Source organism: Xanthomonas sp. 1678, assembly GCF_031455575.1.
Classification (GTDB): Bacteria; Pseudomonadota; Gammaproteobacteria; order Xanthomonadales; family Xanthomonadaceae; genus Xanthomonas_A.
In genome coordinates, this window is the sequence record NZ_JAVDSZ010000003.1 from 551,054 (window position 1) to 568,750 (window position 17,697).

At 69.4% G+C, this 17,697-nt stretch carries 16 protein-coding genes; 5 read left to right on the forward strand and 11 right to left on the reverse strand.

Going from position 1 to position 17,697, the window contains the following annotated elements; translation table 11 throughout:
- Nucleotides 1-5 precede the first annotated feature (5 nt).
- Nucleotides 6-1,325 (forward strand): nitrate/sulfonate/bicarbonate ABC transporter ATP-binding protein, encoded by a 1,320-nt coding sequence (locus J2Y70_RS08540; RefSeq protein ID WP_309915837.1) that lies wholly within the window; start codon nt 6-8, stop codon nt 1,323-1,325.
- 210 nt (nt 1,326-1,535) lie between these two features.
- On the opposite strand, the gene J2Y70_RS08545 is transcribed toward J2Y70_RS08540, so the two are convergent.
- The 6 genes from J2Y70_RS08545 to J2Y70_RS08570 form a co-directional block, all read right to left on the reverse strand.
- Entirely contained in the window at nt 1,536-1,847 is a 312-nt protein-coding gene (locus J2Y70_RS08545; RefSeq protein WP_309915840.1) for a hypothetical protein, read from the reverse strand.
- 126 nt (nt 1,848-1,973) lie between these two features.
- The gene (locus J2Y70_RS08550) at nt 1,974-3,164 is read right to left on the reverse strand and encodes a methyl-accepting chemotaxis protein (RefSeq protein ID WP_263398291.1); all 1,191 of its coding nucleotides are present in this window, start codon (nt 3,162-3,164) and stop codon (nt 1,974-1,976) included.
- A 135-nt stretch (nt 3,165-3,299) separates the two neighbouring features.
- Nucleotides 3,300-3,914: a high frequency lysogenization protein HflD gene (gene hflD / locus J2Y70_RS08555; RefSeq protein WP_263398292.1), complete on the reverse strand. Its 615-nt coding sequence runs from the start codon at nt 3,912-3,914 to the stop codon at nt 3,300-3,302.
- Entirely contained in the window at nt 3,911-5,053 is a 1,143-nt protein-coding gene (gene mnmA / locus J2Y70_RS08560; protein WP_309915846.1) for a tRNA 2-thiouridine(34) synthase MnmA, read from the reverse strand. Before mnmA ends, hflD begins: the two co-directional genes overlap by 4 nt.
- The gene (locus tag J2Y70_RS08565) at nt 5,050-5,508 is read right to left on the reverse strand and encodes an NUDIX hydrolase (protein WP_309915849.1); all 459 of its coding nucleotides are present in this window, start codon (nt 5,506-5,508) and stop codon (nt 5,050-5,052) included. The genes mnmA and J2Y70_RS08565 overlap by 4 nt, the downstream gene beginning before the upstream one ends.
- Nucleotides 5,508-6,011 carry a hypothetical protein gene (locus J2Y70_RS08570; protein ID WP_309915852.1) on the reverse strand — a complete coding sequence of 168 codons (504 nt, stop codon included), beginning with the start codon at nt 6,009-6,011 and terminating at the stop codon, nt 5,508-5,510. Before J2Y70_RS08570 ends, J2Y70_RS08565 begins: the two co-directional genes overlap by 1 nt.
- 75 nt (nt 6,012-6,086) lie before the next feature.
- On the opposite strand from J2Y70_RS08570, the gene clpS reads away from it, so the two are divergent.
- Nucleotides 6,087-6,407 carry an ATP-dependent Clp protease adapter ClpS gene (gene clpS / locus J2Y70_RS08575; protein WP_263109329.1) on the forward strand — a complete coding sequence of 107 codons (321 nt, stop codon included), beginning with the start codon at nt 6,087-6,089 and terminating at the stop codon, nt 6,405-6,407.
- A 123-nt stretch (nt 6,408-6,530) separates the two neighbouring features.
- Nucleotides 6,531-8,813 carry an ATP-dependent Clp protease ATP-binding subunit ClpA gene (gene clpA, locus J2Y70_RS08580; protein WP_263398296.1) on the forward strand — a complete coding sequence of 761 codons (2,283 nt, stop codon included), beginning with the start codon at nt 6,531-6,533 and terminating at the stop codon, nt 8,811-8,813.
- Between the two features lie 135 nt (nt 8,814-8,948).
- Here clpA and infA read toward each other — a convergent pair whose 3' ends face one another.
- The 5 genes from infA to trxB form a co-directional block, all read right to left on the reverse strand.
- Nucleotides 8,949-9,167: a translation initiation factor IF-1 gene (gene infA / locus J2Y70_RS08585; protein ID WP_004425677.1), complete on the reverse strand. Its 219-nt coding sequence runs from the start codon at nt 9,165-9,167 to the stop codon at nt 8,949-8,951.
- Nucleotides 9,168-9,261: 94 nt separating this feature from the next.
- On the reverse strand, nt 9,262-9,999 hold the full coding sequence (gene aat, locus J2Y70_RS08590; protein WP_309915857.1) for a leucyl/phenylalanyl-tRNA--protein transferase: 738 nt from the start codon (nt 9,997-9,999) through the stop codon (nt 9,262-9,264).
- Between the two features lie 31 nt (nt 10,000-10,030).
- Nucleotides 10,031-11,152: a GNAT family N-acetyltransferase gene (locus J2Y70_RS08595; protein ID WP_309915859.1), complete on the reverse strand. Its 1,122-nt coding sequence runs from the start codon at nt 11,150-11,152 to the stop codon at nt 10,031-10,033.
- Nucleotides 11,149-12,033, reverse strand: coding sequence for a hypothetical protein (locus J2Y70_RS08600; protein ID WP_309915862.1), 885 nt, complete (start codon nt 12,031-12,033; stop codon nt 11,149-11,151). Before J2Y70_RS08600 ends, J2Y70_RS08595 begins: the two co-directional genes overlap by 4 nt.
- Nucleotides 12,030-12,998, reverse strand: coding sequence for a thioredoxin-disulfide reductase (gene trxB / locus J2Y70_RS08605; protein ID WP_263398300.1), 969 nt, complete (start codon nt 12,996-12,998; stop codon nt 12,030-12,032). Before trxB ends, J2Y70_RS08600 begins: the two co-directional genes overlap by 4 nt.
- Before the next feature lie 288 nt (nt 12,999-13,286).
- On the opposite strand from trxB, the gene J2Y70_RS08610 reads away from it, so the two are divergent.
- Nucleotides 13,287-15,644 (forward strand): DNA translocase FtsK, encoded by a 2,358-nt coding sequence (locus tag J2Y70_RS08610; protein WP_263398301.1) that lies wholly within the window; start codon nt 13,287-13,289, stop codon nt 15,642-15,644.
- 251 nt (nt 15,645-15,895) lie between these two features.
- A complete protein-coding gene (locus J2Y70_RS08615; RefSeq protein ID WP_309916266.1) occupies nt 15,896-17,695 on the forward strand; it encodes a DUF3857 domain-containing transglutaminase family protein in 1,800 nt (599 codons plus the stop codon).
- Nucleotides 17,696-17,697 lie beyond the last annotated feature (2 nt).

A 17,697-nucleotide genomic window follows, 5' to 3' on the forward strand; every position in this document is an offset into this window, starting at 1 on the left:
CGACCATGACCTTTTCCGCAACCGCGCCCGAGCGCGCGCCGCTGGTCCGCGTGCACGGCGTGCGCAAGAGCTACGACAAGGGCGGGGCGACGCCGCTGGTGGTGCTGGACGACGTGGACCTGACCCTGCACTCGGGCCAGATCGTCGGCCTGCTCGGGCGCTCCGGCTCGGGCAAGTCCACGCTGTTGCGCGCCATCGCCGGGCTGCTGCAGCCCAGCGCTGGCAGCATCGTGTTCCGCGACGCCACGCCGACCCAGGCGATCGACGACATCGCGATGGTGTTCCAGAGCTTCGCTCTGTTCCCGTGGCTGACCGTGCTGCAGAACGTGGAAGTCGGCCTGGAGGCGCGCGGCGTGCCTTCCGACGAACGCCGACGGCGCGCGCTGGCGGCGATCGACCTGATCGGCCTGGACGGCTACGAGGGCGCCTATCCGAAGGAGCTGTCCGGCGGCATGCGCCAGCGCGTGGGCCTGGCGCGTGCGCTGGTGGTGCGGCCGAAACTGCTGCTGATGGACGAGCCGTTCTCGGCGCTGGACGTGCTGACCGCCGAGACCCTGCGCACCGATCTGCTCGACCTGTGGTCGGAAGGGCGCATGCCGATCGAATCGATCCTGATGGTCACCCACAACATCGAGGAAGCGGTGCTGATGTGCGACCGCATCGTGATCTTCGGCGCCAATCCGGGCCGGGTGATCGGCGAGATCCAGGTCACCCTGCCGCAGCCGCGCAACCGCCTGGCGCCGGCGTTCCGCGCCCTGGTCGACGATATCTACGCGCGCATGACCGCCAGCCCGCAGCGGCCGCAGGTGCGCGAGGGCGTGTTCCCCGGCAGCGGCATCGCGATGGTGCTGCCGCGGGTGTCGAGCAACCTGCTGGCCGGCCTGGTCGAGGCGGTGGCGGCCGAGCCCTACCATGGCCGCGCCGACCTGCCGCCACTGGCCGCCGGCCTGCAGCTGGAAGTGGACGAACTGTTCCCGATCGCCGAGACCCTGCAGTTGCTGCGCTTGGCGGTGTTCGAGCAGGGCGACCTGCAGCTGACCCCGGCTGGGCAGCGCTTCGCCGAACTCGGCACCGACGCGCGCAAGCAACTGTTCGCCCAGCACCTGGCGACCTACGTGCCGCTGGCCGCGCACATCCGCCGCGTGCTCGACGAACGCCCGACCCACCACGCCCCCGCGCGGCGCTTCCGCGACGAGCTGGAAGACCACATGTCCGAGGACTACGCGGCGGAAACCGTGCAGGCGGTGACCAGTTGGGCGCGCTACGCCGAATACTTCGCCTACGACAAGCAGGCGGACCTGTTCTCGCTGGAGAACCCCATCTAGCGCGTCGCATCGATTGGCAAACGACGACGGCACCTTGTAGGAGCGGCTTCAGCCGCGACCGGGGCGTTCCTGGTAAGGCCCGGTCGCGGCTGAAGCCGCTCCTACAAAATTGACAGCTCTTAGAGGTACGTCGAAAAAGCCATCAACTCGGCGGCCGTGACGATGTCGCGATGCGCGCGCGGCGGAGTGCGGCGAACGCGCAGTCCGGTTTCACTCGTTCTCGCAAAGCCACGCGTAGCCAGGCAGCGGCGCCGCCGTGCCGGCCGCGGCGATGGCGCTCCCGCTCAGGCCCATGTCCCAGGCCAGCCCGGCCCAGACCGGATCGGCGATGCCGCCGTGCAGCGCAGCACGCTCGCCGAGCATGCGCCGCAGCTCGCCCTGCGCCCCCGTCTCCAGCTGCCGCAGCGCGCTGCCCGGTCGACGCCGCGTCACGCCGGACGTGGCGCCGCTGTCCGCGACCGCGGCCGAATGCGGCTGGGCGGGCACGGTCTCGTGCGTGGCGTTCGGGTCGTCGCAGGGCATGGCCTCGACTCGGGGCTGGGACTGGAAAGGCATCGACTCGGCCGGGCGGGGAAGGGCGGATACGACAAGCCCCGGCCGGGGCCGGGGACTGGTCGCTTCATGATGCGGCGGGGAACACGGCCTCGGTCAGAACAACTCGACCGTGCCGGCGCCCATGCCCTGCTGCGCCACCGGCTTGTGCGGCGGACGCTCCCACTCCACGCGCATCTCGCGCAGGCGGCTGCCGACGCGCTGCAGGGCCTCGACCAGCTCGCTGTCGAACACGCCGCCGTTGCGATGCAGCAGTTCCTGCAGGGCCACGGCCTCGCGGTTGATCGCGGTCAGGCGGTCCAGGTGGGTATGCACGCCGCCCAGGGCCTGGGTCGCGATGTCCTCGAACTGCAGGGCGCGCACCGCTTCGGCGACGCTGCTGTCGATGGCGCGGCCGCACTCGGAGATCTCGCGCATGCCTTCGCCCAGCGAGTTGTTGATCGCCGCCACGTTGTCCAGCATCGACGCGGCCTCGGCACGCGCCTCGCGGGAGCGGTCCATGTCGCGCGAGGCCATGTGCGAGACCGTCTCGCGGACCTTGGCGATGGCGTCCTTGGAGCTGTGCGCCAGCTTGCGGATCTGCTCGTTGAAGGTGGTCGAGCGTTCGGACAGGTTGCGCACCTCGTCGGCCACCACCGCGAAGCCGCGGCCCGCCTCGCCGGCACGCGCCGCTTCGATCGCCGCGTTCAACGCCAGCAGATTGGTCTGGTCGGCGATCGACTTGACGTCCTCCAGCAGCGCGAAGATGCCATCCAGGTGCTGCGACATGTCGTCGATGTAGTGCACCGTGGCGCTGCTCTGGCCGCTGACCTGTTCCAGCGCCTCGACCAGTTGCTCCATGCGCTGGCTGGCGTGCTGGGCGAAGCGCGCCACGTCGACCCCGGCACCGCCGTCGTCGCCGGCGCGGTCCACGATCCGGGCCAGCGCGACGCTCTGCTGCCGCGACTTGCGGTTCATCGCCTCGAAGCTGCCGCCCAGGCCGCTGACCGCCTGGCGGATCAGTTCGCGGGCCCGTTCGATCTCGCTGCGCGAGCCGTCGATCTCGTTGCCGACGAAGTTGCGCAGTTCCGACAGCAGCTGATCCTGCTCGCGCATGATCTTGGACTGCTCCGGCGATCGCCGGCTCTGGCTGTAGGCTGTCCAGGCGGCAAAGCCCAGCCAGCTCAACGTCATCGTGGTGAGGATGGCCCAACGGACCGGGGCCGGCCAATCGAAACCGGCGGCGATGGGGAACAGCAGCGTCAGGGCGAGCGGGGCGGCCAGACGGATTAGGAGGCGTGAGTACATGGACGTTCTCGGCAGATTCACGATTGCTGTATCGGCCGTACCCCCTCGGTCTTTAGCCGCGGTGTGGCGTCGATCGTGTCCGCATCGCGAAACGTGCCCTGCGTCGAGAAGCGCAAGGCCCGGCGGCGCCGGCGCTCAGCGCAGCGCCCGGTCCACCGCCTCGAGCATACGCCGCTTGGCCAGCAGGAAGTCCCACAGGCTGCCGCCCATCTGCCGCCACAGCACCGCCGAGCGCATCGCCGCCAGCAGCAGTGCGCGGATCTCGGCGACCACCCCGGCTTGGCCCAGATAGTGCGGGTTGCCCTGCACCATCACCCGCGGGCGCAGGTGGCTGATGGTGTCGGCATACAGCTGGCCCAGCGCGCCGATCACCTCCGGGTGCGCGCTGTCGGCGTGTTCGTCCAGCATCGGCGCGATCCGGGCGATGCCGTCGGTGACCTTGGCGCTGGTCTCGGTGTCGCGCACGAAGCGCCGCTCCAGCTGCAGCACCGCCAGCGCCAGCCGCGGCAGCGCCTCGTCCTGGCCCTGGTTGCGGAAATAGTTGTGCAGCAGGCGCAGCCCCGGCGCCACGTCGCCGGCGCGGCCGTAGACCGCCTCCGGAGTGGCGGCGTCGGTGCGGAACACGCTGTCGAGCAGGGTCCGCACCAGCGACGCCTCCGACTGCCCGGTCTCGGCGATGCGGCGGACCTGCTGCAGGGCCTGGGCAACGCCGGCCAGCGCCAGCACGCGCGCGTCCATGGAATCGGTCATCGGATGGTTTCCTCGTGTAGTGCGGGGTGCTGCTGCGCCAGGCGGCGTTCCAGCGGGGCATCGGTGGTGGCGATCACGGCGCCGCCCAGGCAGTCGTCGCCCTGATACAGCACCAGCGACTGGCCGGGGGTGACGGCACGCTGCGGCCGCGCGAAACGCACCGCCAGAGTGCCGTCGTCGCCGACCTCGACCGTGCACGGCTCGTCGGCCTGGCGGTAGCGGGTCTGTGCGGTGCAGTCGAAGCGCCGCGCCGGCGGCGACCCGGCGATCCAGTGGGCGGTTTCCGAGTGCAGCTGCGTGGACATCAGATGCAGGCTGTCGCGATCCTGGTCCACGTACAGCACGTTGCGCGCCACGTCCTTGCCGACCACGTACCACGGCGCCGCCGCGCGCCCGCGCACGCCGCCGATGTTCAGGCCTTCGCGCTGGCCCAGGGTGAAATAGAACACGCCGGGGTGCTCGGCCACGACCTGCTCGTGCGGATCGCGGATCTCGCCGCGCCGGGCCGGCAGGTAGCGGCCGAGGAACTCACGGAAGTCGCGCTCGCCGATGAAGCAGATGCCGGTGGAGTCCTTCTTCGCGTGGGTCGGCAGGCCGGCCTCGCGGGCGATGCGCCGCACCTGCTCCTTGGGCAGCTCGCCGACCGGGAACAGGGTCGCGGCCAGCTGCGCCTGGCCGAGCTGGTGCAGGAAATAGCTCTGGTCCTTGTTGCGGTCCACGCCGCGCAGCAGCCGCCAGCGGCCGTCGGCGAAGGCGACCCGTGCGTAATGGCCGGTGGCGATGCGCTCGGCGCCCAGCTCGCGCGCCGCATCCAGGAAATGCTTGAACTTGACCTCGCGGTTGCACAGCACGTCCGGGTTGGGCGTGCGCCCGGCGGCGTATTCGGCCAGGAAATGCGCGAACACGCCCTGCCAGTATTCCTGCGAGAAGTCGCGGAAGTGGAACGGCATGCCGAGCAGGCCGCACACCGCCACCGCGTCGCGGCGGTCGTCCTCGGCGCGGCAGTCGCCGCTGCCGTCGTCGGCCCAGTTCTGCATGAACAGGCCGGCCACGTCGGCGCCTTGCTGCACCAGCTGCCAGGCCGCCACCGACGAATCCACGCCGCCGGAGACGCCGACCATGATCCGTGCGCCGCTCATGCCAATTGCCGCACCAGGTCCAGCGGATAGCGCTTGCCGGCGAGGAAATCGGAAGCCACCTGCCACACCAGCGGGCTGCGCCAGTGCGGCGCGGCGGCTTCCAGCTCGGCCGGGGTCATCCACAGGGCGCGGACGATGCCCTCGTCCAGCGGCCGCTGCGGGTCGTGCGCGACCGGCTCGGCGGCGAAGGCGAAGCGCAGGTAGTGGCGGCCGTTGTCGGCCTTCCACTGGTAGGCGCCGATGAACGCGGTCAGCCGCACCTGCCAGCCGGTTTCCTCCAGCGTCTCGCGCAGCGCCGCCTGCAGCAGGCTCTCGTCCGGCTCCAGGTGCCCGGCCGGCTGGTTCAGCACCAGTGCGCCGGCGATGGATTCCTCCACCTGCAGCAGGCGGCCGTCGCGCACCACCACCGTGGCCACGGTCACGTCGGGCTGCCAGGGGCCGGGGGCCAGCGCCATCAGAACGCGTCCTTGCCGGCGTTGAGTTCGGCGTCCATCGCGTCGGCGCCGCGCGCCGCCGCTTCCAGCGCCTCGCGCAACGCGGTGTCGTCGGCATCGGCGGCGAGCTTGACCACGAACACTGCGGTGCCGCCCTGACGCACCCAGCCGCCGAGGATGTCGGCCTGCGCGTCTTCCAGCAGGCGGTTGGCGACCGCGGCCGGCAGGGTGTCGCCCTTGGCCTGGTAGGCCGGCGACCAGATCTCGCGGATGCGGTGGCTGCCGAAGGTCTCCACCGGCGAGCGCACGTAGATCAGCTGCTGGCGCTCGCGGCCCTGCTCGCGCAGCCCGAACAGCAACTGGTAGTCGCCGTCGGCATCGGCCTGGACGTCGTAGCCCATCGCCTGCAGGCGCTTGCCCAGCGCCTGGTCCGGCGCGGCCAATGCCGGCGCGGCGGTACCGGCCAGGAGCGCGGCGAGCAGGGCGGCCGTACGGAAAGTCGTCGAATGCATGCGTTGCGCCATCAAAGAAGGGGAATTGTGCGGGCAGGATCGGCGATCGTCCAATCCGGGCCGACAGCCGCCGTATATAATTGGCGCATGCCTCGCAAGAATTCTTCAGATCACGATCACGGCGTCATGGTGGAGACCGGCAAGCCCGAAGTCGCCCGCCCGCCGATGTACCAAGTGCTGTTGCTGAACGACGATTACACCCCGATGGACTTCGTGGTGACCGTGTTGCAGCAGTTTTTCTCGCTGGACCTGGAACGGGCCACGCAGGTGATGCTGCACGTGCATACCCGCGGCCGCGGCGTTTGCGGGGTCTATACCCGCGAAGTGGCTGAATCCAAGGTGGCTCAGGTGAACGAGTTTTCCCGGATGAACCAGCATCCGCTGTTGTGCACGATGGAAAAAGCCTGATATTGGTAGGCGTCGGTCACCGGTCTGCCCGGACTAACGCGGTCTGAACACACTGATCCGATAGGGTTGTGGAAATCCGCAACTCCAGCCGCATATTGTTGGTATCAGACGTCGGAGTGAACCATGTTCAGCAAAGATCTCGAGCAAACCATCGGCCAGTGCTACAAGCGCGCCCGGGAAGCCCGCCATGAATTCATGACGGTCGAACACCTGTTGTTGGCATTGCTCGACAACCCCTCGGCGCAGGCGGTGCTCAAGGCCTGCGGCGCCGATGCCGAGCGCCTGCGCGGCGAACTGGAGCAGGCGATCGAGGCCTCGGTGTCGCGCCTGGCCGAAGACGATGGCCGCGACACGCAACCCACGCTGGGCTTCCAGCGGGTGTTGCAGCGGGCGGTCTACCACGTGCAGTCCTCGGGCAAGAAGGAGGTCACCGGCGCCAACGTGTTGGTCGCGATCTTCGGCGAAAAGGACTCGCATGCGGTGTATTTCCTGAATCAGCAGGACATCACCCGGCTCGACATCGTCAACTACCTGTCGCATGGCATCGCCAAGCTGGGCGAGGAGGGCGAGAGCCCGGCACCGTCCGACGGCGAGCCCAAGGGCGAGGCCGGCGAGGGCGAGGCCAAGGGCGACGCGCTGGCCGAGTACGCCAGCAACCTGAACGAGCAGGCGCGCAACGGCCGCATCGACCCGCTGGTCGGCCGTGCCGACGAGATCGAGCGGACCATCCAGGTGCTGTGCCGCCGGCGCAAGAACAACCCGCTGTACGTGGGCGAGGCCGGCGTCGGCAAGACCGCGATCGCCGAGGGCCTGGCCAAGCGCATCGTCGAAGGCAGCGTGCCCGAGGTGCTGGCGGACGCGGTCATCTACTCGCTGGACCTGGGCGCCCTGGTTGCCGGCACCAAGTACCGCGGCGACTTCGAAAAGCGCCTGAAGGGCGTGCTGACCGCGCTGAAGAAGGTGCCCAACGCGGTGCTGTTCATCGACGAGATCCACACCATCATCGGCGCCGGTTCGGCGTCGGGCGGCACCATGGACGCGTCCAACCTGATCAAGCCGGCGCTGGCCTCGGGCGACCTGCGCTGCATCGGCTCGACCACTTTCCAGGAGTATCGCGGCATCTTCGAGAAGGACCGTGCGCTGGCGCGGCGCTTCCAGAAGATCGACATCGTCGAGCCGACCGTCGGCGAGACCTTCGAGATCCTGCAGGGGCTCAAGCCCAAGTACGAGGCGCACCACGGCGTGACCTACGCCGACGACGCGCTGCAGGCGGCGGTGGACCTGTCGGTCAAGCACATCGGCGACCGCCTGCTGCCGGACAAGGCGATCGACGTGATGGACGAGGCCGGCGCGCGCCAGCGGCTGCTGCCGCAGGGCGTGCGCAAGGAGCTGATCGACATCGAGGAGATCGAGACCATCGTCGCCAAGATGGCGCGGATCCCGGCCAAGCAGGTCAGCGCCACCGACAAGGACGTGCTGCAGCACCTGGAGCGCAACCTGAAGATGGTGATCTTCGGCCAGGATCCGGCGATCGAGACGCTGGCCTCGTCGATCAAGCTGGCGCGTTCGGGCCTGGCCAATCCGGAGAAGCCGATCGGCAACTTCCTGTTCTCCGGTCCCACCGGCGTCGGCAAGACCGAGGTGACCAAGCAGCTGGCGCTGCAGCTGGGTATCGAACTGGTGCGCTTCGACATGTCCGAGTACATGGAGCCGCATTCGATCAGCCGCCTGATCGGCGCGCCTCCGGGCTATGTCGGCTTCGACCAGGGCGGGCTGCTGACCGAGAAGATCGTCAAGACCCCGCACTGCGTGCTGCTGCTGGACGAGGTCGAGAAGGCGCATCCGGACATCTTCAACATCCTGTTGCAGGTCATGGATCGCGGCGTGCTGACCGACACCAACGGCCGCGAAGCCAACTTCAAGAACGTGATCCTGGTGATGACCACCAATGCCGGTGCCACCCAGGCCTCGCGGCGCTCGATCGGCTTCACCAAGCAGGACCATTCCACCGACGCGATGGAAACCATCCGCCGCAGCTTCACCCCGGAATTCCGCAACCGCCTGGACGCGGTGGTGCAGTTCCAGCCGCTGGCGTTCAGCCACATCCTGCGCGTGGTCGACAAGTTCATCATCGAACTGGAGATGCTGCTGCAGGAGAAGCACGTGTCGCTGTCGGCCACCCCGACCGCGCGCGACTGGCTGGCCCAGCACGGCTTCGACCCGCTGATGGGCGCGCGGCCGATGGCGCGGGTGATCCAGGACAAGGTCAAGCGCCCGCTGGCGGACGAACTGCTGTTCGGCAAGCTGGTCGGCGGCGGCCGCGTCACCATCGACGTGCGCGACGGCGAGCTGGTGGTGGAGACCCAGGCCGAGCCGGAGCGCCTGCTGCCGGCAACCGTGGAATGAGGCCGGGACTGGCGGTTCGCTAGAACGCCAGACACGACAAAAGGCGGCTGCAGCACCTGCAGTCGCCTTGCGATGTCACCGATTCAGACGAGAAGGCGGCCCATGGCCGCCTTTCTCACAACCGCTGCGAGGCGATCACTTCATGCGGTAGGTGATACGGCCCTTGGTCAGGTCGTACGGGGTCATCTCGACCTTCACCCGGTCGCCGGTCAGAATGCGGATGTAGTTCTTGCGCATGCGTCCGGAGATGTGGGCGATGATCTCGTGCCCGTTTTCCAGCTTGACCCGGAAGGTGGTATTGGGCAACGTCTCGCTGACGGTGCCTTCGAATTCGATGGAGTCGTCTTTCGACATGTATTCCTGTGCGATTTCGCGTGCGGCCAAAGGCCTTAAGAGCGAGGATTTTACTCGCCTCGGCCGCCGCATGCAAAGTTTGCGTTAACCCCGCTCAGGGCAAGGCCAGTTCCGCGGCCGCCAGTTCGCCGAAATCCCGCGTCCACGGGCCGGCAGGGACGGGATCGGCGACCAGCGCGGCGATCGCCTCGAGGAAGGCGGTCCGTGGCCAGCGCTCCGCGCCGAGGCTGAGCAGATGGTCGTTCTCGACCTGGGCGTCGATCAGCGGCCAGCCCCAGTCGTGCAGGCGCCGGGCCAGCGCGGCCAGCGCCACCTTGGAGCCGCCGCTGCGGGCGCTGAACATGCTCTCGCCGAAGAACATGCGTCCGCGCGCCACGCCGTAGATGCCGCCGACCAGGTGCTCACCGTCGAACACTTCCACCGAGTGCGCGTACCCGGCACGGTGCAGGGTGAGGTAGGCAGCGCGCATCTCGGCGGTGATCCAGGTGCCGTCCTGGCCGCGGCGCGGCGCCTGCGCACAGGCCTGCATCACCTGCGCGAACGCGGTATCGGCGCGTACCCGCCATGGCGAGCGGCGCAGCGAACGGCGGAAGCGCGAGGACAGCCGCACCCCGTCGCTGCGGAACAGGACGCGCGGGTCCGGGCTCCACCACATGATCGGATCGCCGTCCGAGTACCACGGGAAGATGCCGTGCGCGTAGGCGTTGAGCAGGCGCGTGGGGGTCAGATCGCCGCCGATCGCGAGCAGGCCTTCCGGTTCGCGCAGCGCGCTCGCCGCGGGCGGGAACGGAGCGGCCGGGTCGGCGGCGAGCAGGGCGGGGAGACGACGCATCGGGGCGCAGCGTAGCCGATCGGGCGCCGCTTCAGTCCTGGCGGAACGGCGAGTGCCGCGACAGCGTTGCCGCGTGCTGGCGCACCGCCTCGCGCTCTTCCGCGCACCAGTCGGCCAGCGGCGCGCGGAAGCCGGGATCGGCGATCCAGTGGCGGCTGCGCACCAGCCGCGGCAGGAAGCCGCGGGCGATCTTGTGCTCGCCCTGCGCACCGGGTTCGAAACGGGTCAGGCCTTCGCGCAGGCAGTAGTCGATGCCCTGGTAATAGCAGGTCTCGAAATGCAGGCCGGGCAGGGCGTCGCCGCCCCAGTAGCGGCCGTACAAGGTGTCGCCGCCGCGCAGGCACAAGGCGCCGGCCACCGGCGCGCCGTCCTGCATGGCTAGGAATATCAGAAAGTTACGCGGCATTTCTCGCGCAAGATGCGAGAAGAACTCCAGGGTCAGCGCCGGCGAATTGCCGTAGTCCTCGAAGGTGCGCAGGTAGAAGCCATACATCGCCTGCACGTCGTCCGCGCTGGCCTCGTCGCCATGCACGATGCGGAAGCCGATGCCGGCGCGCTGCACCTTGGCCCGCTCCTGGCGAATGTTCTTGCGCCGCTTGTGGTCCATCGCGCCGAGATAGGCGTCGAAATCGGTCCAGCCGGCGTCGTTGTGCCACTGGTACTGCACGTCGCTGCGCGGCAGCCAGTCGTCGCCGAAGGCGGCATCCTCGTCGGCGCCGTGGAAGTTCACGTGCGCCGAGGACAGCCCGCTGGCCTGGACCAGCGCCTGCATCGCGGCGAGCAGCGCCCGGCGCCCGGCGGCGTCGCGCGCCAGCAGCCGCGGCCCGGTCACCGGCGAATACGGCACCGCGCACAGCCATTTCGGGAAGTAGTCCTGGCCGTAGCGTGCGTAGGCGTGCGCCCAGGCGTGGTCGAACACGAACTCGCCGCGCGAGTTGCTCTTCAGGTAGCCCGGCGCGGCGGCGACCAGGGCGTCGCCGTCCCACAGGGTCAGGTGCAGCGGGCTCCAGCCCCAGTCCGGGCGCAGGCAGCCATGCCGTTCCAGGCCGGCCAGGAACGCGTGCGCGACGAACGGATTGCGGCCGTCATGCAGGGCGTCCCAGTCGGCGGCGGCGACCTCGTCGAGCCGGTGCAGCCAGCGCACCTGGGTCATCGCCGGGCTGGTTCGGGACGGGCCGGCACGGTGAACGAGAGCGGCAGGACCACCGTGGCGAGTGCCGGGTCGGCGCAGTCGAGTCCGGTCCTGGGCAGCTGCGCCAGGCGCGCCGTCACTCGGGCCAGGCCGGCGGCATGCTGTGGCGGCGCCGCAGCCTGCACGGCGCTCGATTCGAACGAGCCCGGGCAGGGCCGGTAAAGAAAGCGCAACTGGGCGCTGTCGGTCGCGTTGGCGCCGAGTTCGCTGGAGAACGTGCTCATCGCGCCGCGCAACAGCGCCGATGCGAGGGCCAGGTGCTGCTGCGCCGCCTCGGCCTGCACGGCGGCATCGGCCTTCGCGCCTGCCGGCGCCTGCGACGGGCGCGCCGCCAGCAAGCGCTGCACTTCGCTGGCGCCGCCCGGAAGCTCGCCCAGCGCGACCAGGGCCGCAAGCGTGTCGGCCGCGTCGGCGGCGCCGCCGTCCGCGTCCTCGCGCAACCAGTTCAGCGCGCGCTCGCGGCGCTGCGGTGCTGTCGGAATGCCAGCCAGCATGCACTCGCCGAGAAAGCGGGTGAACACGGCCCGAGCGCCAGCATCGCCAGCGATCGCCTCGGCCGTGATGCGGTCGCCGGTGTCGCGCACGGACTTGCTCATCGACCTCATCAGCAGCTTGATGCTGTCGTCGGCCCCGGTGCCCAACAAGCCGCCGGCCATCGTCGCGGCCAGCGCATCGACCTGCTCCGGGGACATGCAGAACGCCATGTGCGCCGCTTCCACCGAACCGATGGTCAGCGGCGGCGCCATGGGCTGGGCATGCAGCGCGCCCGCCGCCGCGAGCAGGCAGGCGAGCGCAACGCCATGGCGGCAGCGCTCGGCGGCCCGGGAGCCGGATTCGGTCAAGCGCCCTTGTCCAGATAGCGCTCGGCATCCAGCGCGGCCATGCAGCCGAAGCCGGCCGAGGTGATCGCCTGCCGGTAGTGCTGGTCGGCCACGTCGCCGGCGGCGAACACGCCGGGGACCGAGGTCTCGGTGGCCGCGCCGCCGAGGCCGGAGCGGATCTCCAGGTAGCCGTTGTTCATCGCCAGCTGGCCGTCGAACAGCTGCGTGTTGGGGTGGTGGCCGATGGCGACGAAGAAGCCGTGCGCGTCGAGGTCGCGGGTGCTGCCGTCCAGAGTGGACTTCACCCGCACCCCGGTGACGCCGGCCTCGTTGCCCAGCACCTCGTCGATGGCGTGGTGCCAGACGGTCTCGATCTTGCCGGCGGCGACCTTGGCGAACAGCTTGTCCTGCATGATCTTTTCCGCGCGCAGGGTATCGCGGCGGTGCACCAGGTAGACCTTGCGGGCGATGTTGGACAGGTACAGGGCCTCTTCCACGGCGGTGTTGCCGCCGCCAACCACGACCACGTCCTGGTCCTTGTAGAAGAAGCCGTCGCAGGTGGCGCAGGCGGACACGCCGCGGCCCTTGAACGCCTCTTCCGAGGGGATGCCCAGGTACTTGGCGGTGGCGCCGGTGGCGATGATAAGCGCGTCGCAGGTGTACTCGGCGCTGTCGCCGCTGAGCCGGAACGGGCGCTGCGACAGGTCGGCGGTGTGGATGTGGTCGAAGATCACCTCGGTGTCGAAGCGCTCGGCATGCGCCTGCATCCGCGTCATTAGGTCCGGGCCCTGCAGGCCATGGGCGTCGCCTGGCCAGTTGTCGACTTCGGTGGTGGTCATCAGCTGCCCGCCCTGCTGCAGGCCGGTGATCACCACCGGCTTGAGATTGGCGCGCGCGGCGTACACCGCGGCGGTCCAGCCGGCCGGGCCGGAGCCCAGGATCAGCAGGCGGGAATGCTTGGCGGAATTGGCGGCAGAAGAGCTCATGTATACTCGCGAAGAGGGTGAAATGGCGGCGGATTCGCGGCATTGCGCGGCGTCCGGCTTAGTCGCATAGAGTGGCGGCCGGCCTGGGATGAATCAAGCCGCGTGGCGAGAACGCTGCGGCCTGCGACCCGCGCCTCCGTCTTCCGATGCCGCGCGTGCGTGCCGCCGCGCCAGGGTCGAAGCGTGCCGGGGAGAGGCTGGGGCGGTTCAGGCTCTGACTGCTGAAATGCCAGGCCGATTCGTTTATTATCAATCACTAACGGTGTATTCCTAAGGTCTGGTCAGAGCGTGGCGAAGCAGGTTCCGGAACGCGGCAAATCCCAGGGCGCCAATGCGGCCGCACGCAAGCAGGCCGCCGCGGCCAATCCGCGCCGGCAGAAGCTGTGGCGCGACTTGGCGCTGATCGCGATCGCGCCGCTGCTGCTGTACCTGCTGGCCAGCCTGGCCACCTATTCGGCGACCGATCCGGGCTGGTCGCATACCGGCAGCGTGGTCGCGCCGGTGCACAACATGGGCGGCAAGTTCGGCGCCTGGATCGCCGACGTACTGCTGCAGCTGTTCGGCTACGTGGCGTTCCTGCTGCCGCTGGTGATCGGCGCGATCTCCTGGATCGCGCTGTTCGGCATGGACAGCGATGGCGACGGCGAGGCCGACCTGGGCCCGGCGCTGCGCCTGGTCGGCATCGTCGGCTTCCTGATCGCCGCGACCGGGCTGCTGCACCTGCGCCTGTTCAGCGGCGACGTGGCCGGTGCCGGCGGCATCCTCGGCAAGCTGGTGGGCAGTTCGCTGGCGGCCGGGTTCGGCGCGCTGGGCAGCAACCTGTTCGTGCTGGTGCTGCTGCTGGGGTCGATCACCCTGGCCACCGGCTTGTCCTGGTTCGCGGTGATGGAGCGCATCGGCCGCGCGGTGATGACCCTGCCGACCCTGGCGCGGCGCGGCAGCCAGCAGGCCAACGAATGGCAGCAGACCCGCGCCATGCGCGAGGAACGCGAGGAAGTGCGCAAGGTCGATGCGGTGCAGCGCGCCAAGCGCGAGCCGGTCAAGATCGAGCCGCCGCCGGCGCCGGTGGTGGAGAAGAGCGAACGGGCCAAGCGCGAACAGCAGATCCCGCTGTTCCACGGCACCGGCGGCGACCAGTCCGGCATCCCGCCGCTGGCCCTGCTCGACGATCCCAAGCCGCAGACCAAAGGCTATTCCGAGGAAACCCTGGAGACCCTGTCGCGGCAGATCGAGTTCAAGCTCAAGGACTTCCGCATCGAGGCGCAGGTGGTCGGGGCCTATCCGGGGCCGGTCATCACCCGTTTCGAGATCGAGCCGGCGCCGGGCGTGAAGGTCAGCCAGATCAGCTCGCTGGACAAGGACATCGCGCGCGGCCTGTCGGTGAAGTCGGTGCGCGTGGTCGACGTGATCCCGGGCAAGTCGGTGGTTGGCCTGGAAATCCCCAACGTCAGCCGCGAGATGATCTATCTCAGCGAGCTGCTGCGCTCCAAGGAATACGACAAGTCGGCCAGCCCGCTGACCCTGGCCCTGGGCAAGGACATCGCCGGCCGCCCGACCGTGGCCGACCTGGCGCGCATGCCGCACCTGCTGGTCGCCGGCACCACCGGCTCGGGCAAGTCGGTGGCGGTCAACGCGATGGTGCTGAGCCTGCTGTACAAGGCCTCGGCCAAGGAACTGCGGATGCTGATGATCGACCCGAAGATGCTCGAGCTGAGCGTCTACCAGGGCATCCCGCATCTGCTGGCGCCGGTGGTCACCGACATGAAGGAGGCCGCCAACGGCCTGCGCTGGTGCGTGGCGGAGATGGAGCGCCGCTACAAGCTGATGAGCACGGTGGGGGTGCGCAACCTGGCCGGCTTCAACAAGAAGGTCAAGGACGCGCAGGACGCCGGGCAGCCGATGATGGACCCGCTGTTCAAGCCCAACCCGGACCTGGGCGAGGCGCCGCGGCCGCTGGACACGCTGCCGTTCATCGTCATCTTCATCGACGAATTCGCCGACATGATGATGATCGTCGGCAAGAAGGTCGAGGAGCTGATCGCGCGCCTGGCGCAGAAGGCGCGCGCGGCCGGCATCCACCTGATCCTGGCCACCCAGCGCCCGTCGGTGGACGTGATCACCGGCCTGATCAAGGCCAATATCCCGACCCGCATCGCGTTCCAGGTCAGCTCCAAGATCGACTCGCGCACCATCCTCGACCAGTCCGGCGCCGAGACCCTGCTCGGCCACGGCGACATGCTGTACCTGCCGCCTGGCACGGCGATGCCCGACCGCGTGCACGGCGCCTTCGTCAGCGACGAGGAAGTGCATCGCGTGGTCGAACATCTGAAGGCCAGCGGCCCGGCCGACTACATCGAGGGCGTGCTCGACGAGGTGCAGACCATGGGCGACGGCACCGTGGTCGGCGCCACCGGCCTGCCGGAGAGCAACAGCGGGGGAGGGGACGAATCCGACCCGCTGTACGACGAAGCCTTGCGCATCGTCACCGAGACCCGGCGCGCGTCGATCTCCGGCGTGCAGCGGCGGCTGAAGATCGGCTACAACCGCGCCGCGCGGCTGATCGAGGCGATGGAAGCGGCGGGCGTGGTCAGCCCGCCCGAACATAACGGCGACCGCAGCGTGCTGGCGCCGCCGCCGCCGAAGTGACGCGCGCGACGCGGCCCGCATCCCGGTTCGTGCTGGCGGCCGCCGCCCGGCGCCGCGGCATGTGCGACGCTGGCGGCCGCTTCCGCTCGCTGCCGTTGCCGATGCCCCGAACCGCCTGGGTCCTGCGCCCGCTGCTGTACGCCCTGCTGGCCACGGCCTGCGCCAGCGCCGTGGCGCAGCCGACGCCTGCCGCCACGGCGGCCCGGGCTCCGGCCGCCGTCGCGCCCGAGGTCGCCAACAACTACAGCTACGTGCGCTACCGCGCCGACTACGAAGTGCGCGACGACGCCAGCAGCGTGGAGACCGACGAGTACGAGTTGCTGCTGAAGACCAAAGCCGGCGTGGACAAGTTCAGCCAGGTGCGGCTGAGCTACAGCGAGAAACTGGAGACGCTGGAGGTGCTGGCCGCCTATGCCATCACTCCGGACGGGCTGCGCCACGACGTGCCGGCCGACAAGATCTACACCCAGGAAAGCTATTCCAGCGCCTCGGCGGCGATGTACGCCGACCGCAAGGTCAAGGTGGTGGTGTTTCCCAACCTGATGCCCGGCACCCGGCTGGTGTACCGGGTGCGCCGCACCCAGACCGTGCCGTACTTCCCCGGCTATTTCAGCCTGTGGGAGACCTTCAGCGTGTTTTCCCAGTACGACGACGCCACCGTGACCCTGGTCGCGCCGCGGCGCATGCCGATGCACCTGTACACGCGCGGTGTGGACGGCGGCAACAAGCCGAAGATCGACGGCGAGCAGGCGCGCTGGGAATGGCGCTACCAGCGCCGCGAGCCGATGAAGAGCCAGAACTGGGCGGCGGCGACCTGGGAATTCAGCCCGACCATCATGGCCAGCAGCTTCCGCCGCTGGTCGCAGATGGGCCAGGCCTACCAGCGCAGCAGCGGCGTCGCCGCGCAGGTCACCCCCAAGGTGCGCGCGCGTGCCGAACAGGTCACCGCCGGCATCGACGACCGCCGCGCGCAGGCGGCCGCGCTGTACGAGTGGGTGGCGCGCAACATCCGCTACGTGGCGGTGTACCTGGGCAACGGCGGGCTGGAACCGAACAGCGCCGACAGCATCCTCGACAACCACTACGGCGACTGCAAGGACCACACCGTGGTGCTGGAGGCGCTGCTGGCGGCCAAGGGCATCGCCAGCACGCCGGTGCTGATCGGCGCCGAGGGCGGGCCGACCCTGCCCGAGGTGCCGGTGCTCGGCCGCTTCAACCACGCCATCACCTACCTGCCCGAGTTCAAGCTGTACGTGGACTCGACCAATCCCTACGCGCGCTTCGGCCAGTTGCCGGCGGGCGATCTCGGCGTGCCGGTGCTGCATACGGTGGACGGCGCCGTGGCGCGCACCCCGCCCAACGACGCGCGGGTGAACCTGTACCGCGCCGAGGCCGACTACCGCTTCGCCGCCGACGGCAGCCTGAGCGGCACGACCAAGCTGGACAGCGGCCAGATCGGCGAGATCGGCCTGCGCACGATGTTCGTGCAGCTCAACACGCAGAACCGCACCCGCATCGAGGAATCGATCCTGGCCACGTCCGGCTTCGACGGCAGCGGCGAACTGGTGCTGCAGGGCGCGCCGCAGGACCTGAGCCAGCCGTTCGGCTACGCCTACCGGTTCCGCGCCAGCGACTACGTCGACTTCGGCGTGGTCGGTGGCATGACCCTGCCGCAGATGCCCGGCGCCGACTCGGTGCGCGGGGTCTACGCGACCACGTCGGCCGAGCGCAACCTGACCCCGTTCTACTGCAACGACAACGCGCGCAGCGAGACCTACCGGCTGACTTTCCCTGACAGCGTGCCGATCATCGCGATTCCCGCCGACACCCGCTTCCGCAATGCCGCCGGCGAATACACGGCGACCTGGGTGCGCGACGGGCAAACCGTGGTCGCCACGCACGCGCTGCACCGGCGCGCGGTGCATGGACCGCAGGCGCTGTGCCAGCCGCAGGACTACGCGGCGTTCCGCGAGCTGTACCAACAGGTGCGGCGCGGCTTCCGCGGGCAGATCCTGTACGGCGACCTCGGCCGCATGCAGACCGGGCCATGAGC

What these genes read in the sequence shown, in the direction of transcription:
- J2Y70_RS08540 (WP_309915837.1), top strand. Translation starts at nt 6, where the DNA reads ATGACCTTTTCCGCAACCGCGCCCGAGCGCGCGCCGCTGGTCCGCGTG.
- J2Y70_RS08545 (WP_309915840.1), bottom strand. Translation starts at nt 1,847, where the DNA reads ATGCCCTGCGACGACCCGAACGCCACGCACGAGACCGTGCCCGCCCAG.
- J2Y70_RS08550 (WP_263398291.1), bottom strand. Translation starts at nt 3,164, where the DNA reads ATGTACTCACGCCTCCTAATCCGTCTGGCCGCCCCGCTCGCCCTGACG.
- hflD (WP_263398292.1), bottom strand. Translation starts at nt 3,914, where the DNA reads ATGACCGATTCCATGGACGCGCGCGTGCTGGCGCTGGCCGGCGTTGCC.
- mnmA (WP_309915846.1), bottom strand. Translation starts at nt 5,053, where the DNA reads ATGAGCGGCGCACGGATCATGGTCGGCGTCTCCGGCGGCGTGGATTCG.
- J2Y70_RS08565 (WP_309915849.1), bottom strand. Translation starts at nt 5,508, where the DNA reads ATGGCGCTGGCCCCCGGCCCCTGGCAGCCCGACGTGACCGTGGCCACG.
- J2Y70_RS08570 (WP_309915852.1), bottom strand. Translation starts at nt 6,011, where the DNA reads ATGGCGCAACGCATGCATTCGACGACTTTCCGTACGGCCGCCCTGCTC.
- clpS (WP_263109329.1), top strand. Translation starts at nt 6,087, where the DNA reads ATGCCTCGCAAGAATTCTTCAGATCACGATCACGGCGTCATGGTGGAG.
- clpA (WP_263398296.1), top strand. Translation starts at nt 6,531, where the DNA reads ATGTTCAGCAAAGATCTCGAGCAAACCATCGGCCAGTGCTACAAGCGC.
- infA (WP_004425677.1), bottom strand. Translation starts at nt 9,167, where the DNA reads ATGTCGAAAGACGACTCCATCGAATTCGAAGGCACCGTCAGCGAGACG.
- aat (WP_309915857.1), bottom strand. Translation starts at nt 9,999, where the DNA reads ATGCGTCGTCTCCCCGCCCTGCTCGCCGCCGACCCGGCCGCTCCGTTC.
- J2Y70_RS08595 (WP_309915859.1), bottom strand. Translation starts at nt 11,152, where the DNA reads ATGACCCAGGTGCGCTGGCTGCACCGGCTCGACGAGGTCGCCGCCGCC.
- trxB (WP_263398300.1), bottom strand. Translation starts at nt 12,998, where the DNA reads ATGAGCTCTTCTGCCGCCAATTCCGCCAAGCATTCCCGCCTGCTGATC.